The sequence below is a fragment of the Sinomonas terrae genome (genome assembly GCF_022539255.1).
GTDB classification, from domain to species: Bacteria; Actinomycetota; Actinomycetes; order Actinomycetales; family Micrococcaceae; genus Sinomonas; species Sinomonas terrae.
The window spans coordinates 4,177,085-4,193,703 of the sequence record NZ_JAKZBV010000001.1; the positions used below are offsets into that span (position 1 = coordinate 4,177,085).

The following is a 16,619-nucleotide window of genomic DNA, read 5'->3' on the forward strand; positions in this document are numbered from 1 at the left end:
ATATCTGTCAAGCCGCCCGCGGGATCGTGCCGTCGTGGGCGTGGAGCGCGTTGAGGGCGCGGTAGAGGCGGCGGGCGAGGTAGCGCTTGAGGCATCGTCGCATCTCGCGTGGGGTCTTGCCTTCGGCCTTGCGGCGTTCGGCGTAGGCCCGGGTATCGGGGTCGTGGACGGTGCGGACGACGGTGGCCATGTGGAGGGCGTTGTTCAGGCGCCTGTCCCCGCCGCGATTGAGCCGGTGGCGCACCGTGTTCCCTGAGGATGCGGGGATGGGGTTCACGCCGGCGAGGGCGGCGAAGGCTGCCTCGGAGCGCACCCGGCCCAGATGCGACCATGCCGTGTAGACCACGGCGGCGGTGATTGGGCCGATGCCAGTCTCCTCCAGCAGGGGCGCTGCGGGGCTGGCCTCGAGGATCTCGGTGGTGCGGTCGCGGTTGTCCTTGAGCTCGCCGTCGAGGACGGTGATGCGCTTGGCGAGCCGGACCGCGTCCGCCCGCTCGGTGGCAGCGGCGAGGGCCTCGTTCCGGGCACGCCAGTGGGAGACCTCGATGATTTAAGGGATCGCCCACGCCTGCATCGGCATGGTCTCCGAACGGGACACCATCATCATCGACGCCGGCACGACCTGCTACGAGATAGCCCGGCAGCTGCCCTCCGATTTCAAGGGCACGATCATCACCCACTCCGCCCCGGCCATCCAGCAATGCCTCCGGCTCGCCTCCGCCCGCACAATCTGTCTCGGAGGAGAACTTCTGCACGACAGCCAGGCCTTCATCGGCGAAATGGCCGTGGCCGCAACCGCAAGGCTGCGCGCCCAGAAGGCCTTCATCGGAGCCGCCGCAGTCCGACCGGACGGGCTCTATGTGGATCGCGACCTCGAACTCGCAGCCAAACGCTCCCTCATCCGCTCCGCCGACCAGGTCATCGTCGTCGCCGCAGCCGGGAAGATGGGCCGTTCCGCCCTCGTGCACCTCATGGACTTCAGCCCCGTCGACGTCCTCGTCACCGACGCCCCACCCCCGGCAGAGATCGCCGCAGCCCTCGAAGAATCCGGCGTCGAGCTCGTCGTCGCCCAGTCCTCCACCTGAGCCGCCGAGCCCGCAGGGAGGGGCAAGGAAAACTCGCGGCGAGGCGACCCGTCCCGGGGTCCGACCAGTCGTACTGCTCGCGTACCCAGACCGGTCCGCCTGGCCGCTTTACTACCCTCGCGCACCTCCGCCGTGGTGTCGCGGACCGAGTACCTCGTAGAGGGAGGGCTCGATCCGGGACCCAGAGGGCGTATCGGCTGCCGGTCCCGTCGAATGAGCCGTTCACTTCCGGCCCTGCTGAAGCGTCCCACTGGGTTTTCCCGGTGGGGCGCTTCTTCGTCTGCCGAGGCTCCACTTCTGGTGATGCTGCCCACATTCGAGGGGCAATTGGCCCTCCTGGGGCCCGAGGCGGTGACGGACCGCTGGACTGCCGCACACATGTATTCCGACAGCGAAAAGCACGAGCATCGGAGCACCATGGACAGCAGCACCACCAAGGCCGCAACCACCACCACGACCGCCGGCGAGGCTGGCATCGCTGCGGCAATCGGGGGCCTGCTCAGCGAGTACGAGGCGCTCGAGGAGAGGATGACGCTCCCGGCGCACGGCCGCCGCGCCTTCGCGATGGAGCGGCTTGCTGCTGCCTGCTTCGCCGCGGTCGAGGAGTACCTCGACCCCTACGGGCTCGACTCCCTCAACGAGCGGGCCGCCGAGGAGGCCCTTGGGTGGTCGCTCGCCGCCGCGGACCAGATGACGACGATCATGCTCGACTTCCGCGAGACGGTCGAGAGCGGCGGTCTGGGCTCCGATGACGGCTGCCGGGATGGGCTCCGCAGCGCCCTGCTCGAGATGTGGCGCATCGCGATGACACTGCGATAGCCAGCGGGAGCACTGGTACTGGTAGAGCCTGGGTCCGGCGCGGCCCAGCGTTGACCCCTTCGGACGGCGCGGACCATCTCGAAGATCATCCCGTGCAGCGGCGGTGCCGTATCGACTTTGTTGTCGGGCCAGCTGCCGCATGCTTCCTCTCGATGAACTCCGTGCTCGGTGTCATCGCTTGCCTTTCCGCCGTCGGGGCCACTGCGGCATCCCGGCGCCCTTCCAGGCACCGATCAGGGAGGCGGTCCACCTGACTCCTGCATAGAGCCCGTACGCAGCCGCAGAGAGGCCGCAGACTACGGCTAGCCAGCGCCCGATGCCGAGCCACACGCTTCCGTCTACGTCAGTGGCCCACTGCACCCCCGCGAAGAGGCCGCCGATGACCATCCAGATCCCGGCGACTACGGTCGCGACGGGCAGGAGTGTCAGGAACATCGCGGCAGAAGCTGACCAGAGCTGGCGAGCGGCCAGCCTCGCGGTGCCTGCCATGATCAGCTGCGCACGTTCGTTCGCAGCGGCCAGATTGGCGGTGAGGACCCTGGAGGCTTCACCGCCGATCTTGCTGACCGCCTCTTCGATCTGCCGGGTCGCCCGCTTTTCCATGCGCTCCATGGCTGCTGCGGTGCTGCTGATGAGAGCCTTGTTCTCGGCAGCCTGCAGCCGGAGCCCCTCAACTGCCGAAGCCGTGGTCTGCCGGTTCCTCTGAGCCTCGAGGACCAAGCTGTTCGAGGCGGCGCTGAAGTTCTTTCCGTCGAGACTGTGCGAGAACTCGACGAGCGTCTTCTCGATCTCGCTCAGCCTGTTCTCGATTCTCACGCTCTGCCACGACGTGCTGCCGGAGGGCAGCGAGGTCGGCGGCAGGGCCTTCTTCACCTCGTCCCTGACCGTCTCCTCGATCACGACCTGCAGATGCGCCTTCAGGCCGTTCACGGCCTTCGTCTGCGCGTTCACCGCGGCGATGACCTCGGCGTTCGACGGCTCCGACGGAATCGACGGCGTCGAGTCCTGCTGCTCCTGCCGGAGCCGGTCGGCGAGTCCCATGGGTGGTTCCCTTCTGCTGGTTCTGCTGGTGGATGTCGAAGATGGCTGTGGCCCCTTCGGCGGTGAACTCCGGGGTGAGCGCCGAGGCTTTCTTGCGCCCGGGCTTGCCGTTGTCGGAGCGCCTCATCTTGTAGCTCCACCCGTCACGATGCGTGACCGCGAGCGTGACGCCGTGCTCCTCGAGCACACGCTCGAATGCCTGCTGGTCGACTGAGCGGGGGTCGGAAAGGGCCTCGTAGACCCGGTCGCCGACGGTCTGCTCGAACCCTCCGGACACGAAGGCCTCACGGCGGAATTCCCAGTCGGGCTTGGGCTGCTCCGGGTCGGGGAGCACTCGCAGCCCCTCGGTGCGCATGAGGTCGTCGTTCAGCTGCCGGAGGCCGTGCTTCCAGCTGGTGTAGCGCTGGAGGGACTTCCCCGTAAGGTTGTCGTGGTTGGCCACGAGGATGTGCGCATGGGCGTGGCGACCGGCCGAATCCGCGTGCACGACGATGAGGTAGTCGGCGGTGTGCATTCGCTCGGCGAGCTTGACCGCGACATCCAGGACACGGTCCAGGTCGTCGGGGTCGGCGACATCGAACTCATCAGGAGAGAAGGCGAGTACGTAGGACTGGAGCTCGACCCTGCGGCTGTGGACGGCGGCCACCATCTCGGTTCGTTCGATGAACGCCGCCGGCGAGGCTCCGTGGTCGCCGGCAACCGAGATGGCGAAGGCCGCGGCGCGGGTCTGGGCGGCCCCGATGAGTTCCGCTCGGCGCTCCCTCGAGTTCCCGTAGAGGACGTAGTTCACGGCGCCTGCCGCATCACGGGACGACCGGACGTTGACCGTGCTCATGACGCGGTCCTGTCGCCGAGGGAGGCACGGACCGCATCGACGGCAGCCCGCACCTGACGGAGCAGACCATCGTCGAGCCCCGAGAGGTCTCCGCCGTTGACGGCCCGGAGGGCCTGATTGAGATTCCGACCGACCCGGCGAAGCTGTTCCACAGCCGTCGCAAGCTCCGGCTGAGGCGACGCGGGCGCCGCCAGATGCATCCGTGAGACCTCATCCCTTCGGGCGTCCAGAGCATCGAGGACGACCCCGCGCACCCAGGCGCTCGGCTTGACGCCGAGCACCTGGGCACGGCGCCGGATCGCTTCGCGCTCCGTCTCCGTGAGCCGTACGTCCAACGAGACCCGGCGACGCTGACGGGTGGTCTCGTTGGACGTACGGCTGTGCCTACGCGGGAGGGACAACGGATGCAGGCCAGCAGGGTTTTTGTCGGACATTTCGCTGGCGCTCACGTCCGACAGAAACCGCTGGCCCTCGTCCTCGCTCGCTGCGCTCCCTGCGGGCGAGGGGGAGATTGGACCCGGTCCGCGGTCACTGGACCTGGCATAGGAAGCCTCCGCGAACTCCTTCTTGAGCAGCGCAGCCTGGTCCTCCACGAACCGCCTGCCGGCCAGTTGCGCGGTTGCCAGTGCAGCGTCGAAACGGGCCGCGGGCATCAGGCGGCACCACCCAGGATGACGACCAGCCGATCACGCGATGCCGTGGAGAGCCGAGGGGCAGCTGCCCTGACGCACTTCATGGCAGCCTCAACCTCAACCTGCGGCGGAAAGGTCTTGATAGGGCCGCGGAGGCCTGCGGTCGTTTCCGTGGAGGGATTTGAGTGGACCGTGAGGTCGCAGGCCAAGATGGCGGTGGACATAGTTCTCCTGCAGTACGTTCTGCAGGTAGAGAGCCTCGCGCAACATCTCAGCTGATCAAAGCGAGGAGAGCCACCAGCCGGGAACTGATTCCCTAACCCTTGTTTCTGTCTTCGGGCTACCTTTTGTCTGACATTTACCCTAATGCCCGCTGCCTGAATTTGCAAGTGCCACGTCCTCGACGGTATCGCTAGGAAGGGACCCGAATGTGGCCCGGATTCGGGCCTCTTCAGGATGCGTATTGACCAAAAATGGCCCAGCGTTTTGATGACCATTACGCAACGGCCAATGTCGGCCCGATTCAGACCCAGAATTTGGCCGAAAATGACCAGGAATGGGCCGCCAATCTGAGGGTGGCCCAAGATTGGCTACTTACTAGCCGAAAACGGCCCACCGTTGCCCCGCAGTCTACCGACGGCCAACAATCTGTCGCCGTTCCACGCTCACAGCACTTGTCAGAGGCCGATGTGGGCAAAGAGCCGCTTCCTGGCCCCTCTGGAGATTCCGACCTGACGTGGAACGGTTCCCTGCCGGAAAGGGCATCTGCCCGCGCACAGGAGCAGGCGCCCCTTCCGCACATGTATGTCCGGAAGGGTCCGGAAGGGGTCCGGAAACCTCACTCGGTCCGGAATTCAATTTCTGCTGATATCTGAGACTCTTCAAGACTCGAAGAGGACAGGTTCCGGAAGTTCCGGAGCATCTAAGGTGGATCGGAGATGTAAGGAACTGAGCGAACCTTACACTTCCTGCGATCTTCCGGAACTTCCGGAACCCAGACCACTTACGGCGCAGGAATCCATTGATAAACCAACGAAGGCGGGTGGTTCCGAGAGTAGTTCCGCGTGCACAGAACGACGGATCTTCGGAACCTCTCGGAACTCGACCACCGCGCACCCTGAACGTCTTCCGACTCGGCGATCTCCGTTCCGGCCCCCGAGCGGAACCCGACGCCGCCCCGCAGCTTAGGAGGCTCAGTGAAAAGACGATCCAGCACAGCAATTGCCGGAACTGTGCAAAGACACCGTTCCGGCACTCCTGTCGCACCGGGCCATCACCACCTGTCGACCGCCACGGAATTCCCCAGGGCTTTCGCCACGGAATTCCCCAGTGCCTGATGCGATGGTAGCCGGACGACGGCGTGAGCAGGGAGCCCTGAGAGTGCCTCGCTGACGGCTTTGGCGGCGCCTGTTTAGGGCAGGCGTTTCTGTCCTGTTCTGGGTCAGTGCGTGGCGGGTCGTCGCCGCGCCCGGTAGGAGCCGGCCTGGATGGTGATCTGGTAGGCGTTGTTGACGAGCCGGTCCAGGAGGGACTCGGCGACGACCTGGTTCGGGAACAGGGGGTACCACTCCTGGGGTGCCCGGTTGGTGGTGACGACGATGGAGCGGGCGGGGCGCTCGTTGACGATCTCGTAGAGGTCGTCGCCCTGGGCCGGGGTGAACTCGCGCATCGCGAAGTCGTCCAGGATCAGCAGGTCGGGCTTGGTGTAGGCGCGCAGGCGATGGGCCCAGCTCCCGTCCGCGTGCCCGCCGGCGAGGTCGGCCAGGACCCGGGAGGTGGCGGCGAACCGGACGGTGTGCCCGGCCCGGATGGCCTGGTGCCCGAACGCGGTGGCGATGTGGGTCTTGCCGGAGCCGACGGCGCCGCTGATGATCACGTGCTGGCCGGTGCGGACCCATTCGGCGTTGGCGAGGTCGCGGATCCGGGCGGCGGGGATGCCGGGGTCGGCGGTGAAGTCGAAGTTCTCGATCCTGCCGTCGGATTCGAACTTCGCGGCCCTGGTGCGCCGCTCCAATGCCGCGGAGTCGCGGCGGTTGATCTCGTCCAGGCACAGGGCCTGGAGGAAGTCCAGGAACCCGAGCTGGCCCTCGGCGGCTTGGGCGAGCCGGTTCTCGAGGGAGTCGAGCATCCCGGAGAGGCGCAGGGTGCGCAGGGAGGCGGCGAGCTGGGTGCGGTCGGCTCCCGCGGGGCTTGGAAGGGCCGGGGCGGTGCTGGGCGTGGTGGTCATGGTGGTTCTCCTCTTCGTCGTGATGGGCGCGCGCCCCCGGCCGGCACGCCGGCCGGGGGCATGCGTTCGCGTCTGCGGGGTTCAGCTGGCGGTGAAGGCGCCGGGGCCGCGGAGGTAGGCGCCGGCGCCGTTGTCGCCGTTGGAGCGCACGGGCAGGACGGTCACGCCTGCGGTCAGGAGGCCCCGGACGGTCTTCAGGGTCGGGTCCCCGGCCGCGATCGCCGCGGCGCAGGCGGTCTCCACCGCCTCGGGGCGGTGGGTGCCGGCGAGGCGGATGATGCCCTGCGCGGCGCGGATCCGGTGCACCGCCGGCTCCTCCAGCAGCCCCTCGACCAGGGCCGCGGCGGCAGGGCCGATCAGGGAAGAATTCTCCCGGCACCATGCCGCGTCCCGGGTGAAGAACCCTGCGGCCGCGGGCGGGTAGTCGGACAGGTCGGTCTGGCGTCCCTTGGCGATCCTGGGGTGGACCTTCGCGATCGCCCCGTCGAGGTGGAACTCGACCGTCGTGCCGCTCAGCCGCACGTCCAGGCGGGTCCCGACGAGCTGGTAGGGCACCGAGTAGAGCACCCCCTTGACCGAGGCGTGGCAGTCCGATCCGACCATGGCGGTGCGCCACTCGGCGGGCTCGAGCCTGCGGGGCGGCAGCGGGACCAGGGCCGGGCGCTCCACCGCGGCCAGGACCTCCCAGGACGTCTGCCCGGCCAGGGCCCTGGGCTTGTGGGCCCCGGCGACGTCGCGGCACCACCGCACGGCCTCGGCGCGCATCTGCGCCATCGAGGTGAAGGACCTGCCGGCCCAGAACGAGCCGCGCACGTACTGGACCATCCGCTCCACGTGCGGCTTGTCCTTGGGCCTGTTCCCCCTGGCCGGGTCCAGCAGGGTCCCGTAGTGCTCGGCCAGCTCGGCGTAGGCCCGGTTGAGCTTGGGGTCGTAGAGGTCGGGCCTGATGACCCCGGCCTTGAGGTTGTCCGAGGTGATCCGGCGCGGGACGCCCTCGAAGAGCTCGAACGCGGCCACGTGCGCGTTCGTCCACACCGTCTGGTCCATCCGGGTCGTGGGATAGACGAAGGGCAGCTTCGAGAACGGCAGCGTGAGCACGAACGCCCACACCCGGTGGCCCCTGCCGGTCTCCGGGTCGCGCCAGTGCCCGAGCATGCCATAGTCGACCTCGCCGAGCTCTCCCGGCGCGGACGGGGGCTTGAGCACCGTGGGCTTCCGCCCCGCCCGCCCGGCATCGGGCAGGGTCGCGGCCAGCCAGCGGTAGAACGAGCGCTGCGAGGCGTTCACCCCGTGCTCGTCCACGAGGCGCTGGTGGACCACGGCCCCGGCGACCCCGGCCTCCAGCTGCTCCCTGACCCACTCGATGCGGGCGTCGAACTCCGGCCAGGAGACCTGCCGCAGCCTCCCGTCCACCACCGTCGGGAACCAGCCCGCGACCATGTCCCGCCACTCCTCGGCGTTCAGCCCGAGCCCCGGGGACAGGCCCTCGGCCTCGGCCGGGGCAAGGTACTTCGCCACAGTCTTGCGGTCCATGCCCAACGACACTGCCAGCTCGCTCTTCGAGCGGCCCGCGTCCCAGTGCATGAACAGTTCGATCAGATCCATCGCTGCCACACTCCTACGCGCCAAACCACGAACCCCGCCTCCGGCCCGACCATCGGACCCGAGGCAAGGCTCTCGGACAAGGCACCGGCGGCGCGTGACGTCATCCCCATGGGAATTCCGTGGCGAACCACCGCTCAAGGTGGGGAAATCCGTGGCGAGAACCGACCTACGAGTGAGGAATTACGCGGCGGACGACACACCACCAAGGTCGCGCAGCGGATCCGCGCCCAGTGCTTGGACGTCGGCATCGCACCGGCGGGGCTGGGCTACCGTCCGTCCAAGTTCGGCTTTGCCGAGGGCAATTACTGCTGGGCCGCCTTCCTCGAAATCAACGGGTCGGTCTGCTCGGCCCGGCGAGGCCTTCTCGGCCTCGGACCGAGACCTCCGCCAGGCCATCCTCCGCACCGGCGTCAGCGTGAGCTGAGAGGCGCCTCCGCCAGGGTCAAATCCCCCTCTTCGCACGCCCACGGCTGACTCGACTCACCAAGCCAGTGCCGACCGGGCCCGGCTTTGGCGGCGGGGGCAGGACAGCGTCTGAGGGTCAGGGCCGTGTGGCGCGGGCGAGGAGTTCGAGGATGTGGCGGTACGGCCGTCCGGTGGCTCGGGTGAGTCCGATCTCGCAGGTGCGGTTGGAGGATGCGTAGGCGGAGAAGAGGGCTCCCCGCTGCCGCTCCGCGGCGTCGATCGCGGTGGCTTCGGGCTTGGTGGCGCTCTCGGTGAGTTCGGGGTGCAAGAGGCCTCGGTCCCCCGCGAAGGCGCAGCAGCCGGCTTCGACCGGTGTGTAGACCTCGTCCGCGATGTGTTCGGCGATCAGGGCCAGCGAGGGGGCGGTTCCGGCGATGGTGCTCGAGCATGTGGGGTGGAGGGCCACCGAGGGGATGGGCGAGTGCACCTCGAGGCGGGGCAGGAGGCCGGCGGCGAACTCGATGGCGTCCACGATCCTCAGCCCGGGGGTCTGTTCGGCCGCGGTCTGGAGCAGGGTCGCCAGGCCCTCGGCGCAGGAGGAGGCATCGACGACGATCGGGATCCGGCCGCCGTCGCTCGCTTCGATCAGCGCAGGGGCGACGAGGTCCCGCATGTGTTCCCAGCCGGATCGCATGCCCTTGGACTTCCACGGCGTGCCGCAGCACATGGAGTCCAGCCCCTCGGGAGTTCGCAACCGGACGCCAGCGCGGTCGCAGACCTCGAGGAAGGCGCCCGAGGCTCCCCCGGGGTGGCCTCCTTCTTCAGGGCCGAACATGGTGCCGATGCAGGCGGCGAACAGCACTGCCTCGGCGTCTGGATCGCGCCGCTGCGGGCGTCTGGCGCCTCCGCCGGGCAGGCCGCCGTCGTACTGCGGGAGCTCCTCCCCGAAGATCTTCCGCCCTGCGCGGGTTGCTGCCTCGATCGGCGCGCTCGGGAGTGCCTTGGCCGTGCTCAGTGCCACCCCTCCGAGGCGGGAGGCAGGGCCCCAGACCCGCGCGGCACCCGCCCAGGCTGCAGACTCGATCGGCCCGGCGGCCTCGGCGCGGAGGCGGCGCACGAGGTCTCCGGTGTTGATGCCGACGGGGCAGGCGGTCCCGCACATGCCGTCGACGGCGCAGGTGGAGGTTCCCTCGTAGTCGTAGCCGTCTAGGATGCGCTCCGCGAGGGCGGAGTTGCCCTGTGCGCGGGCGTGTGCGGCGTCCCTGCGCAGGACGATGCGCTGGCGTGGGGTGAGGGTGAGCGAGCGCGAGGGGCACACAGGCTCGCAGTACCCGCATTCGACGCAGCGGTCGACTTCCTCCTCCACGGTCGGCGTGACCTTGAGGTGCTCGAGGTAGGAGCGGGGTTCGTCAGAGAGGACCGCGCCCGGGTTGAGGATCCCGAGGGGATCGACGAGCTGCTTGAGCTCGCGCATGATCGCGTAGAGCTCGTCGCCGTACTGGCGCCGCACGTAGGGGGCCATGATGCGGCCCGTGCCGTGCTCGGCCTTGAGCGTCCCGCCTGCTCCGAGGACGAGGTCCACGAGGTCCTCGGTGAAGGCCTCGTACCGGCCGGTCTTGCTTCCGTCGCCGAAGTCCTCGTTGAGCATGAAGTGGAGGTTGCCGTCCTTGGCATGGCCGAAGATCACCGGGTCCCGGTACCGGTGGCGGGCGAGGAGCCCGGCGAGGTCGTGGCAGGTCTGCGCCAGGGCCGGCACCGGCACGGCGATGTCCTCCAGGAGCTGACTCGTACCCGAGGGACGGGCACTCGCCACCGTCGAGTACAGGCCCTTCCGGACCTTCCACAGCGCTGCCCGCTCAACTGCATCACGGGTCATCGCCACGGGGCGCGCGAGGCCGAGCCCCGCGAAGATGGCCTCGGCTGCACTGGAGCGTTCCGTAAGCTCCTCGGCGTCGGCCGCGGCGAACTCGACCAGGAGCGCCGCGGGGTCGGGCAGATCCAAGGTCCGGATCTGCTCCGGGCAGCCCGGCAAGCGCGAGGAGACGCGCAGCGACATCGAGTCCATGAGCTCCGCTGTCTCGGCGCCTGCCGCGATCAGCTCCGGGACGGCCCTGGCCGCAGCGTGGACGCCAGGGAAGACCAGGAGCCCGGCAGCGATGTGGGGTTTGACCTCGACCGTTTCGAACACGGCCTCGGCCACGAACGCAAGGGTGCCCTCGGAGCCGACAACGAGGTGGACGAAGATGTCCAGCGGGTCCTCGTAGTCGAGGAAGGCGTTGAGGCCATAGCCCATCGTGTTCTTCATCGAGAACTGGTGCCTGATCCTCGCCACTGCATCGGACGAATCGAGGATGCGGCGCCGCAGGCGCAGCAGTCCCTCGTGCAGCTGCGGCTCTCGGGCGGCGAACTCCCTGGACGCGTCCGGGGCAGCCGAGTCGACGATGGTCCCCGAGGGCAGGACGAAGCGCATCGACTTCAGGGTCCTGTAGGTGTTGGCTTCGGTCCCGCAGTGCAGGCCCGAGGAATTGTTCGCCACGACGCCGCCTATCGTGCAGGCGATCTCGCTGGCCGGATCGGGGCCGAGAGCGCGCCGATGGCGGGCAAGTCGGGCGTTGACGGCCCGTACCGTGGCTCCGGGCTGGACCCGGACGGCCCCGCCGTCATCGAGCACCTCAATGGAGCCGAAGTTCCGGCGCGTGTCGGCCAGGACGCCTGCCGTCACCGCCTGCCCTGACAGGCTCGTCCCGCCTGAGCGGAACGTCAGGGGCATCCGGTGGCGTGAGCAGGCTCCCAGCACCGCTGCCACGTCCTCGGCGGACCGAGGCGCGGCGACCAGGCTCGGCACGAGGAGGTAGTGGGATGCATCGTGCGCTCTGGCGTGCAGGTCGAGCGGCCTTGCCGACACCGCCGGGGCGCCGAGCACGGCGGCGAGCTCATCGGCGAGCTCGGCCACGCTGCCGTCGCTCCCCTGCGGATTCCCCGTCGGACCCGGGCCCGTCCTCGTACGCAGCATCATGGGGAAGTCCTTCCTTCGGGAGGGGGAAACAGCGGGCCGGCCAAGTGCAGGCCGGCAGCACGACGGCGCCCCTCGGGCTCGTCACATCCGGCCAAGCTGCCTGTGCGAGACATCACAGCAAAGGCCCATATTCACCGGACGGCGGGAGGTCCCGTAGCAGATGTTGACCGGTTCCGAATCCTCCTGAGCAAGCTGCCTCGTCGATGCCCGACGATGAGCTCGAGGGGCTAGCTGCCGAACTCGCGGAGCGGATGTCTCTCGCCGTCGAGGAACGGGCTGACTCCGGAGAACCACGACGATGCGGTCTGAAAGGCCCTGTTCGTCGCTCACCCTTTGCGCTTCCCTATCCGAGGAGAGGTCCGCCCCGGCCCCCCGTTCAGTCCAGCTGGAGGGACGTTGCCGAGCAGAGCCCCGATGTAGGACTCGACCGCAGCCATCCAATATGCGACGTCGGCGGCGAGTTCTGAATCCGGGAATTTCAGCCTCTCCCGCCGCGCCCTTGTCCTCTCCAGCAACCCCGCAAGGTCGGCTTGGACGGCATTTGCCGCACAGCGGGCGGCGCGGGTAGCACCATCTTGTCGAGCGCTCATTGCCGTATCCTCCTTCACGCATTGGGCAGACCCTTAGGGCGTCCGGCCACGCCTCGGGCACGCTTCGAGAACGGACGTGGCGGATCGCCTCCCCCGCGTGGATGGACGTAGAACAGGCCGATCCGCCCCGAACGGCTCGTGGTGATGCTCACCGTTCAAGGAGGGTGTCTAGCCATTCGGCGCAGAAACCGGATCCGGCCTCGCGGGCCACACTGGTGGCATGTCAGAAGCGCGCCGTGAGGCCGCCGTCGACCACCCAGTCGGCGCCGGTGACGAAGGATGCGCTTCGAGAGGCCAGAAAGCAGACGACCTCGGCGATCTCCTTCGGCTCGGCGATACGGTGCAGCGGATGCATGTCGTCCACGGCACGCCTGGCTTCCCCGGGGTCGGCTTGTCGACCGATCCATTCGTCGACGAGGTGAGTCCGGATCCAGCCTGGACTGACCGCGTTCACGCGGAGGCCGGCCTCGGCGACCTCGAGAGCGAGGCTTCTCGTGAGTCCGATCAACCCCGATTTTGCCGCAGCGTAGGGAAAGTAGCCCTTGGCCGTGGCATGAGCATGGACGGATGCGATGTTAACGATCGATCCAGTTTTCTTGGCGATCATCGCTGGCAGGACGGCACGCGCCATCAGCCATGCACTGCGCAAGTCGACGTCGAACAAGTTCTCCCATTCGGTCTCGAGCATGGCGACCGGATCGAAGTAGGCGTTGCGCCCGGCGTTGTTGATCAGGACAGTCGGGGTGCCCACGGTCGAGGAGATGGCCCGGAGACCTTCGTCGATCGCTCTTGCATCCGTGACATCGACCTTCGCTCCCACCGCAGTACCGCCCCGCGCCTGAATGCGCTGAACGACCTCCTGGGAGTCCTTGAGATCGAAAAGTGCGACGGTGGCGCCGTGGAGAGCGGCTGTTTCGGCGATTGCAGCACCCAGGCCGCTGGCACCCCCCGTGACCAGTAAAGTCTCGCCTGCAAGGAGTGTCACCGTTCAGGCCCCACACGGGTGTGGGCAGGGCCGCTTGCGCGCTCCGGGCCGTGCAGCCGTTCGATCCTCAAGGTCATCGGGGCAGTCCTTCCGTGTTACCAGTCGTTGAGGAAGCCGTCTTCGGCGCCGATCTCGACGACGGGCTCAGGTTCGTAGGGATGGCGTGCGGCGGCCGTCTCGTCGACATCGAGCCCCCAGCCGGGTTTGTCAGGGATGGTCACCTTGCCGCGCACGATCGGCAGGGTCCCCGAGACGACTTCGTCGCGCCAGGGGACATCGCCCCGCATGACTTCCTGGATGAGGAAGTTCGGCGTGCTGAACCCCATGTGCTGGTTAACCATGGTGGCGATCGGCCCCAGGGGGTTGTGCGGTGCCAGCGGGACGTGCCAGCTTTCGGCGATGGCGGCGATCTTCTTGAGCGCGGTCGGACCGCCCACGTGGCAGACGTCGGGCTGCAGGACAGCACACGCTCCCACTGCCAGGTGGTCGCGGAACTGCTGGATTTCGGTCAGACGTTCGCCGGTGGCAACCGGGAAAGGCAGCGCGCGGGCGATGGATGCCATGGTGGCCGGGTTCCCGGGCTGGCAGGGTTCCTCGAAGAACCAGGGGTCGTACTCGGCCAGGGCACGACCGTACTGGAGCGCAGCAGCGGCAGTCGTTCGGCCGTGGAGGTCGACCATGATCTGGATGTCCGGCCCCACGGCTTCGCGGACAGCTCCCATGACCTCGGAGGCTGCCCGGATCTGGGAGCCGGTGGCAAGGCCGGCTCCCATGGGCACGGCAAGGATCTTCAGCGCGGTGAAGCCTTCGTCGATACTGTGAATCGCGCTCTCTGCGAATCCTTCCTGCGTGGCGGCGCCGTAGACGATCGACGAATCCCCGCCACCGAGATGGTCGTACATTGTCACCGTGTCGCGGACGCGGCCTCCGAGCAGTTGCCAGGCCGGCACTCCCCGCTTCTTGCCCGCGATGTCCCATAGCGCCTGGTCGATGCCGGAAAGAGCCGACATCGTAACAGCCCCGCCTTGAAAGAACTGGCCGCGGTACATGAGCTGCCAGAGGTACTCGATCCGCTCGGGATCCTCGCCGACCACGAGTTCGGCAAGGTCGGCCACTGCGCCGACGACCGCCCGGGCCTTCCACTCGAGGGTCGCCTCGCCCCAGCCGATGAGGCCAGGTTCGTCGGTGGTCACTTTGACGAACACCCAGTTGCGCAGGGAGGCGTTGACCACGACGGTCTCGACACCGGTGATGGCGGTCATTCGCCCTGCTCCTGGATCAGAACGCGGCTGTCCCACGCGCCGAGCTCCACGTCCGGGCCGACGGCGCGCTCGGGCTTGCCGAGATCCACCAGACCGGAGAGGGTCTGCGGAACGGGGAGGCGGACGGGAGTGTGGCTGTGGTTTGCCGCGAACCACAGGCGACGCCCGTCAGGCCGCACTGCACTGGTGATGCGCACCGAGTCCGGGCGTACCGTCCACTCGTCGGCGACCGGGCTGATTCCGCGTTCCCGCACGGCCCATTGCAGGATTGCGGCGGCGCTGGCGCGATCTGGCAGGGTACCGATCCAGGTCATGCGTCCGGATCCGACCGCGTTGGTGGTCGCCGCGGCGAAGGCTCCGAGGTACGGGTCAGCGTACTCGCTCAGCACCGCAGCGTTCTCCGCCTTCATTCCATCCGCCCAGCCCTCGGCCAAAGCGCCGGCGGGCAAAACCAGGTCGGGCACGCCGTCCACCGCGAGGGCGCGAAGTGCGACGGGTGTCGGAAGGTTGGTGAATTCCTGGTAAGAGGCCCCCACCTCGGTTCGCAGCAGGGCTGGCTGGCGCTCCCATCGGACGCGCGCCCACTCGTCTGCGTATCCGCTGCGGAAGGTGAGCACGACATGGCCACCAGCGCGGGCGTGTTCCTTGATGCGTTCGAGCAGGGCGTCATCGGCGATGTAGAGGGCCGGGACGATGAGCACCCGGTGGTGGGACCAGTCCGAATCCGGGTGCACGATGCGAACCTGAAGCCCTTCGTCCACCGCGCCCTGATAGAAGCGGGTGAAGATCCGGTGGTAGCTGCTGTGATCGGGTTCCGGGGTACCGGGTTGGGCTAGTGCGGGCATCGCATCCAACGCCTTGAGGCTATCGCGGGAGTACAGGATGGCGATGTCGGCGTCCGGGACGGCATCCTTCAGCTCGGGTGTGAGGAGCTTGAGTTCTGCTCCCAGATCGGCGACCTCGTCGTAGATCCGGTTGGGTTCAAGATCATGGCCGAGGACCCCTCCCCAGTAGGTCTCGCCCCCGTAGTGGAGAGAATGCCAGTGCCAGTAGGCGAGCATGTCCGCGCCGCGGGAAGCGACCAGGTGAGCCATCATGCGCAGCTGCCCGGGGAATGGCGGAATGTTGGCGGCTGGTCCGCCGAGCGAGCTGGCCTGCGCTTCGGTGACCAGGAAGCGTGAGCCGTGGGGCCCGCGGAGACTGTAGGCCATGTCCGAGCGCCACAGCGCGGACCAGGTTCCGGCGTCCAAGCCCGGCAGGAGTTCGTAGAGCCCCTCCAGCTCAGGTTCTGGGAGTTCGAGTGCCTTTTGCATCGGGACATAGATATTGACCGCGGTCTGGTCCATGATCTCGGAGATGCCCTGGATATCGGTGCTGGGGGCGCTGTGACCCCCGATCAGGTCGTGGATGACGAACTGGTCGGGACTGATGTATTCGCGGAGCAGGTCGCGCTGCCATTTGAGGAAGTCAACGGTCAGCGATGCCTGGAAGCGCTCCCACTCCAAGGCGTATCCAGGGTTGGTGTTGCCGTCCGGCGCCCAGAGATCGGCCTGCTCGGACAGGCGGTGGCTCCAATAGGTCAGCCCCCATTTCTCGTTGGCGCCTTCGACGCCGCCCAGCCGGGCCATGACATGCCTGCGGAATCGCTCGAGAACTTGAGGGTTTGCCAGCCGGTGGACACCGATCTCGTTGTCCACCTGGAAACCGATGACTCCGGGCCGGTCCGCGAAGTGTGCGCCCATGCGACGCAGCAGCCGTTCGGCGTGGAAAAGGTAGGCGGGGCTGGTGAAATCGACGTTCTGCCGCGCACCGTAGGGCAACGTGTGCGTGTTGGATGTCTGAGCCATCACTTCGGGATATTCGCGGGCCAGCCAGGGCGGGATGGCATACGTCGGTGTTCCCACGATCACCTTCAAGCCATGGGCGTGAGCGCGATCAACCACGCGGGTCAGGGCCTCGAAACCGATCTCGCCGTTCCTGGGCTCGTATGAGGCCCAGGTCGATTCTCCCACCCGGATTACGGTGAAGCCGGCTTCGACCATGAGGTCGAGATCTTTCTCGAGCCGTTCGATCGGCATGTATTCGTGGTAGTAGCTAGCGCCGAACAGCATGATGCC

Annotated in this window: 11 protein-coding genes and 1 pseudogene; 2 read left to right on the forward strand and 10 right to left on the reverse strand. The window is 67.7% G+C overall.

From position 1 onward, the window contains the following. Positions 1-7: 7 nt before the first annotated feature. Positions 8-550: pseudogene (locus L0M17_RS19365) on the reverse strand (transposase); the annotation flags it as partial. A gap of 7 nt (positions 551-557) precedes the next feature. On the opposite strand from L0M17_RS19365, the gene L0M17_RS19370 reads away from it, so the two are divergent. Further along, positions 558-1,085 (forward strand): DeoR/GlpR family DNA-binding transcription regulator, encoded by a 528-nt coding sequence (locus tag L0M17_RS19370; protein ID WP_308196921.1) that lies wholly within the window; start codon positions 558-560, stop codon positions 1,083-1,085. Positions 1,086-1,388: 303 nt separating this feature from the next. Further along, entirely contained in the window at positions 1,389-1,904 is a 516-nt protein-coding gene (locus L0M17_RS19375; RefSeq protein ID WP_241056007.1) for a hypothetical protein, read from the forward strand. 171 nt (positions 1,905-2,075) lie between these two features. On the opposite strand, the gene L0M17_RS19380 is transcribed toward L0M17_RS19375, so the two are convergent. The 9 genes from L0M17_RS19380 to L0M17_RS19420 all read right to left on the reverse strand — a co-directional run bounded on the left by L0M17_RS19380 (position 2,076) and on the right by L0M17_RS19420 (position 16,613). Continuing rightward, positions 2,076-2,693 (reverse strand): hypothetical protein, encoded by a 618-nt coding sequence (locus tag L0M17_RS19380; protein WP_443729166.1) that lies wholly within the window; start codon positions 2,691-2,693, stop codon positions 2,076-2,078. Next, positions 2,575-3,780 carry a relaxase/mobilization nuclease domain-containing protein gene (locus L0M17_RS19385; protein WP_241056009.1) on the reverse strand — a complete coding sequence of 402 codons (1,206 nt, stop codon included), beginning with the start codon at positions 3,778-3,780 and terminating at the stop codon, positions 2,575-2,577. Before L0M17_RS19385 ends, L0M17_RS19380 begins: the two co-directional genes overlap by 119 nt. Next, positions 3,777-4,433 (reverse strand): plasmid mobilization protein, encoded by a 657-nt coding sequence (locus tag L0M17_RS19390; protein ID WP_241056010.1) that lies wholly within the window; start codon positions 4,431-4,433, stop codon positions 3,777-3,779. Before L0M17_RS19390 ends, L0M17_RS19385 begins: the two co-directional genes overlap by 4 nt. 1,420 nt (positions 4,434-5,853) lie before the next feature. Then, a complete protein-coding gene (gene istB, locus L0M17_RS19395; protein ID WP_255731779.1) occupies positions 5,854-6,639 on the reverse strand; it encodes an IS21-like element helper ATPase IstB in 786 nt (261 codons plus the stop codon). An 81-nt stretch (positions 6,640-6,720) separates the two neighbouring features. Continuing rightward, the gene (gene istA / locus L0M17_RS19400) at positions 6,721-8,244 is read right to left on the reverse strand and encodes an IS21 family transposase (RefSeq protein ID WP_241053337.1); all 1,524 of its coding nucleotides are present in this window, start codon (positions 8,242-8,244) and stop codon (positions 6,721-6,723) included. A gap of 541 nt (positions 8,245-8,785) precedes the next feature. Further along, positions 8,786-11,665 carry an FAD-binding and (Fe-S)-binding domain-containing protein gene (locus tag L0M17_RS19405; protein WP_241056011.1) on the reverse strand — a complete coding sequence of 960 codons (2,880 nt, stop codon included), beginning with the start codon at positions 11,663-11,665 and terminating at the stop codon, positions 8,786-8,788. Between the two features lie 813 nt (positions 11,666-12,478). Then, complete coding sequence (locus tag L0M17_RS19410; RefSeq protein WP_241056012.1) at positions 12,479-13,240, reverse strand: SDR family NAD(P)-dependent oxidoreductase; 762 nt, start codon at positions 13,238-13,240, stop codon at positions 12,479-12,481. Positions 13,241-13,335: 95 nt separating this feature from the next. Next, the gene (gene dgoD, locus L0M17_RS19415; RefSeq protein WP_241056013.1) at positions 13,336-14,502 is read right to left on the reverse strand and encodes a galactonate dehydratase; all 1,167 of its coding nucleotides are present in this window, start codon (positions 14,500-14,502) and stop codon (positions 13,336-13,338) included. Further along, the gene (locus L0M17_RS19420; protein ID WP_241056014.1) at positions 14,499-16,613 is read right to left on the reverse strand and encodes a beta-galactosidase; all 2,115 of its coding nucleotides are present in this window, start codon (positions 16,611-16,613) and stop codon (positions 14,499-14,501) included. The genes dgoD and L0M17_RS19420 overlap by 4 nt, the downstream gene beginning before the upstream one ends. Between the last annotated feature and the right edge of the window lie 6 nt (positions 16,614-16,619).

Bases quoted from the DNA above. Each gene is read 5' to 3' on its own strand.
- istB (WP_255731779.1), bottom strand. From the start codon at position 6,639: ATGACCACCACGCCCAGCACCGCCCCGGCCCTTCCAAGCCCCGCGGGA.
- L0M17_RS19420 (WP_241056014.1), bottom strand. From the start codon at position 16,613: ATGCTGTTCGGCGCTAGCTACTACCACGAATACATGCCGATCGAACGG.
- L0M17_RS19385 (WP_241056009.1), bottom strand. From the start codon at position 3,780: ATGAGCACGGTCAACGTCCGGTCGTCCCGTGATGCGGCAGGCGCCGTG.
- dgoD (WP_241056013.1), bottom strand. From the start codon at position 14,502: ATGACCGCCATCACCGGTGTCGAGACCGTCGTGGTCAACGCCTCCCTG.
- L0M17_RS19375 (WP_241056007.1), top strand. From the start codon at position 1,389: ATGCTGCCCACATTCGAGGGGCAATTGGCCCTCCTGGGGCCCGAGGCG.
- L0M17_RS19390 (WP_241056010.1), bottom strand. From the start codon at position 4,433: ATGCCCGCGGCCCGTTTCGACGCTGCACTGGCAACCGCGCAACTGGCC.
- istA (WP_241053337.1), bottom strand. From the start codon at position 8,244: ATGGATCTGATCGAACTGTTCATGCACTGGGACGCGGGCCGCTCGAAG.
- L0M17_RS19405 (WP_241056011.1), bottom strand. From the start codon at position 11,665: ATGATGCTGCGTACGAGGACGGGCCCGGGTCCGACGGGGAATCCGCAG.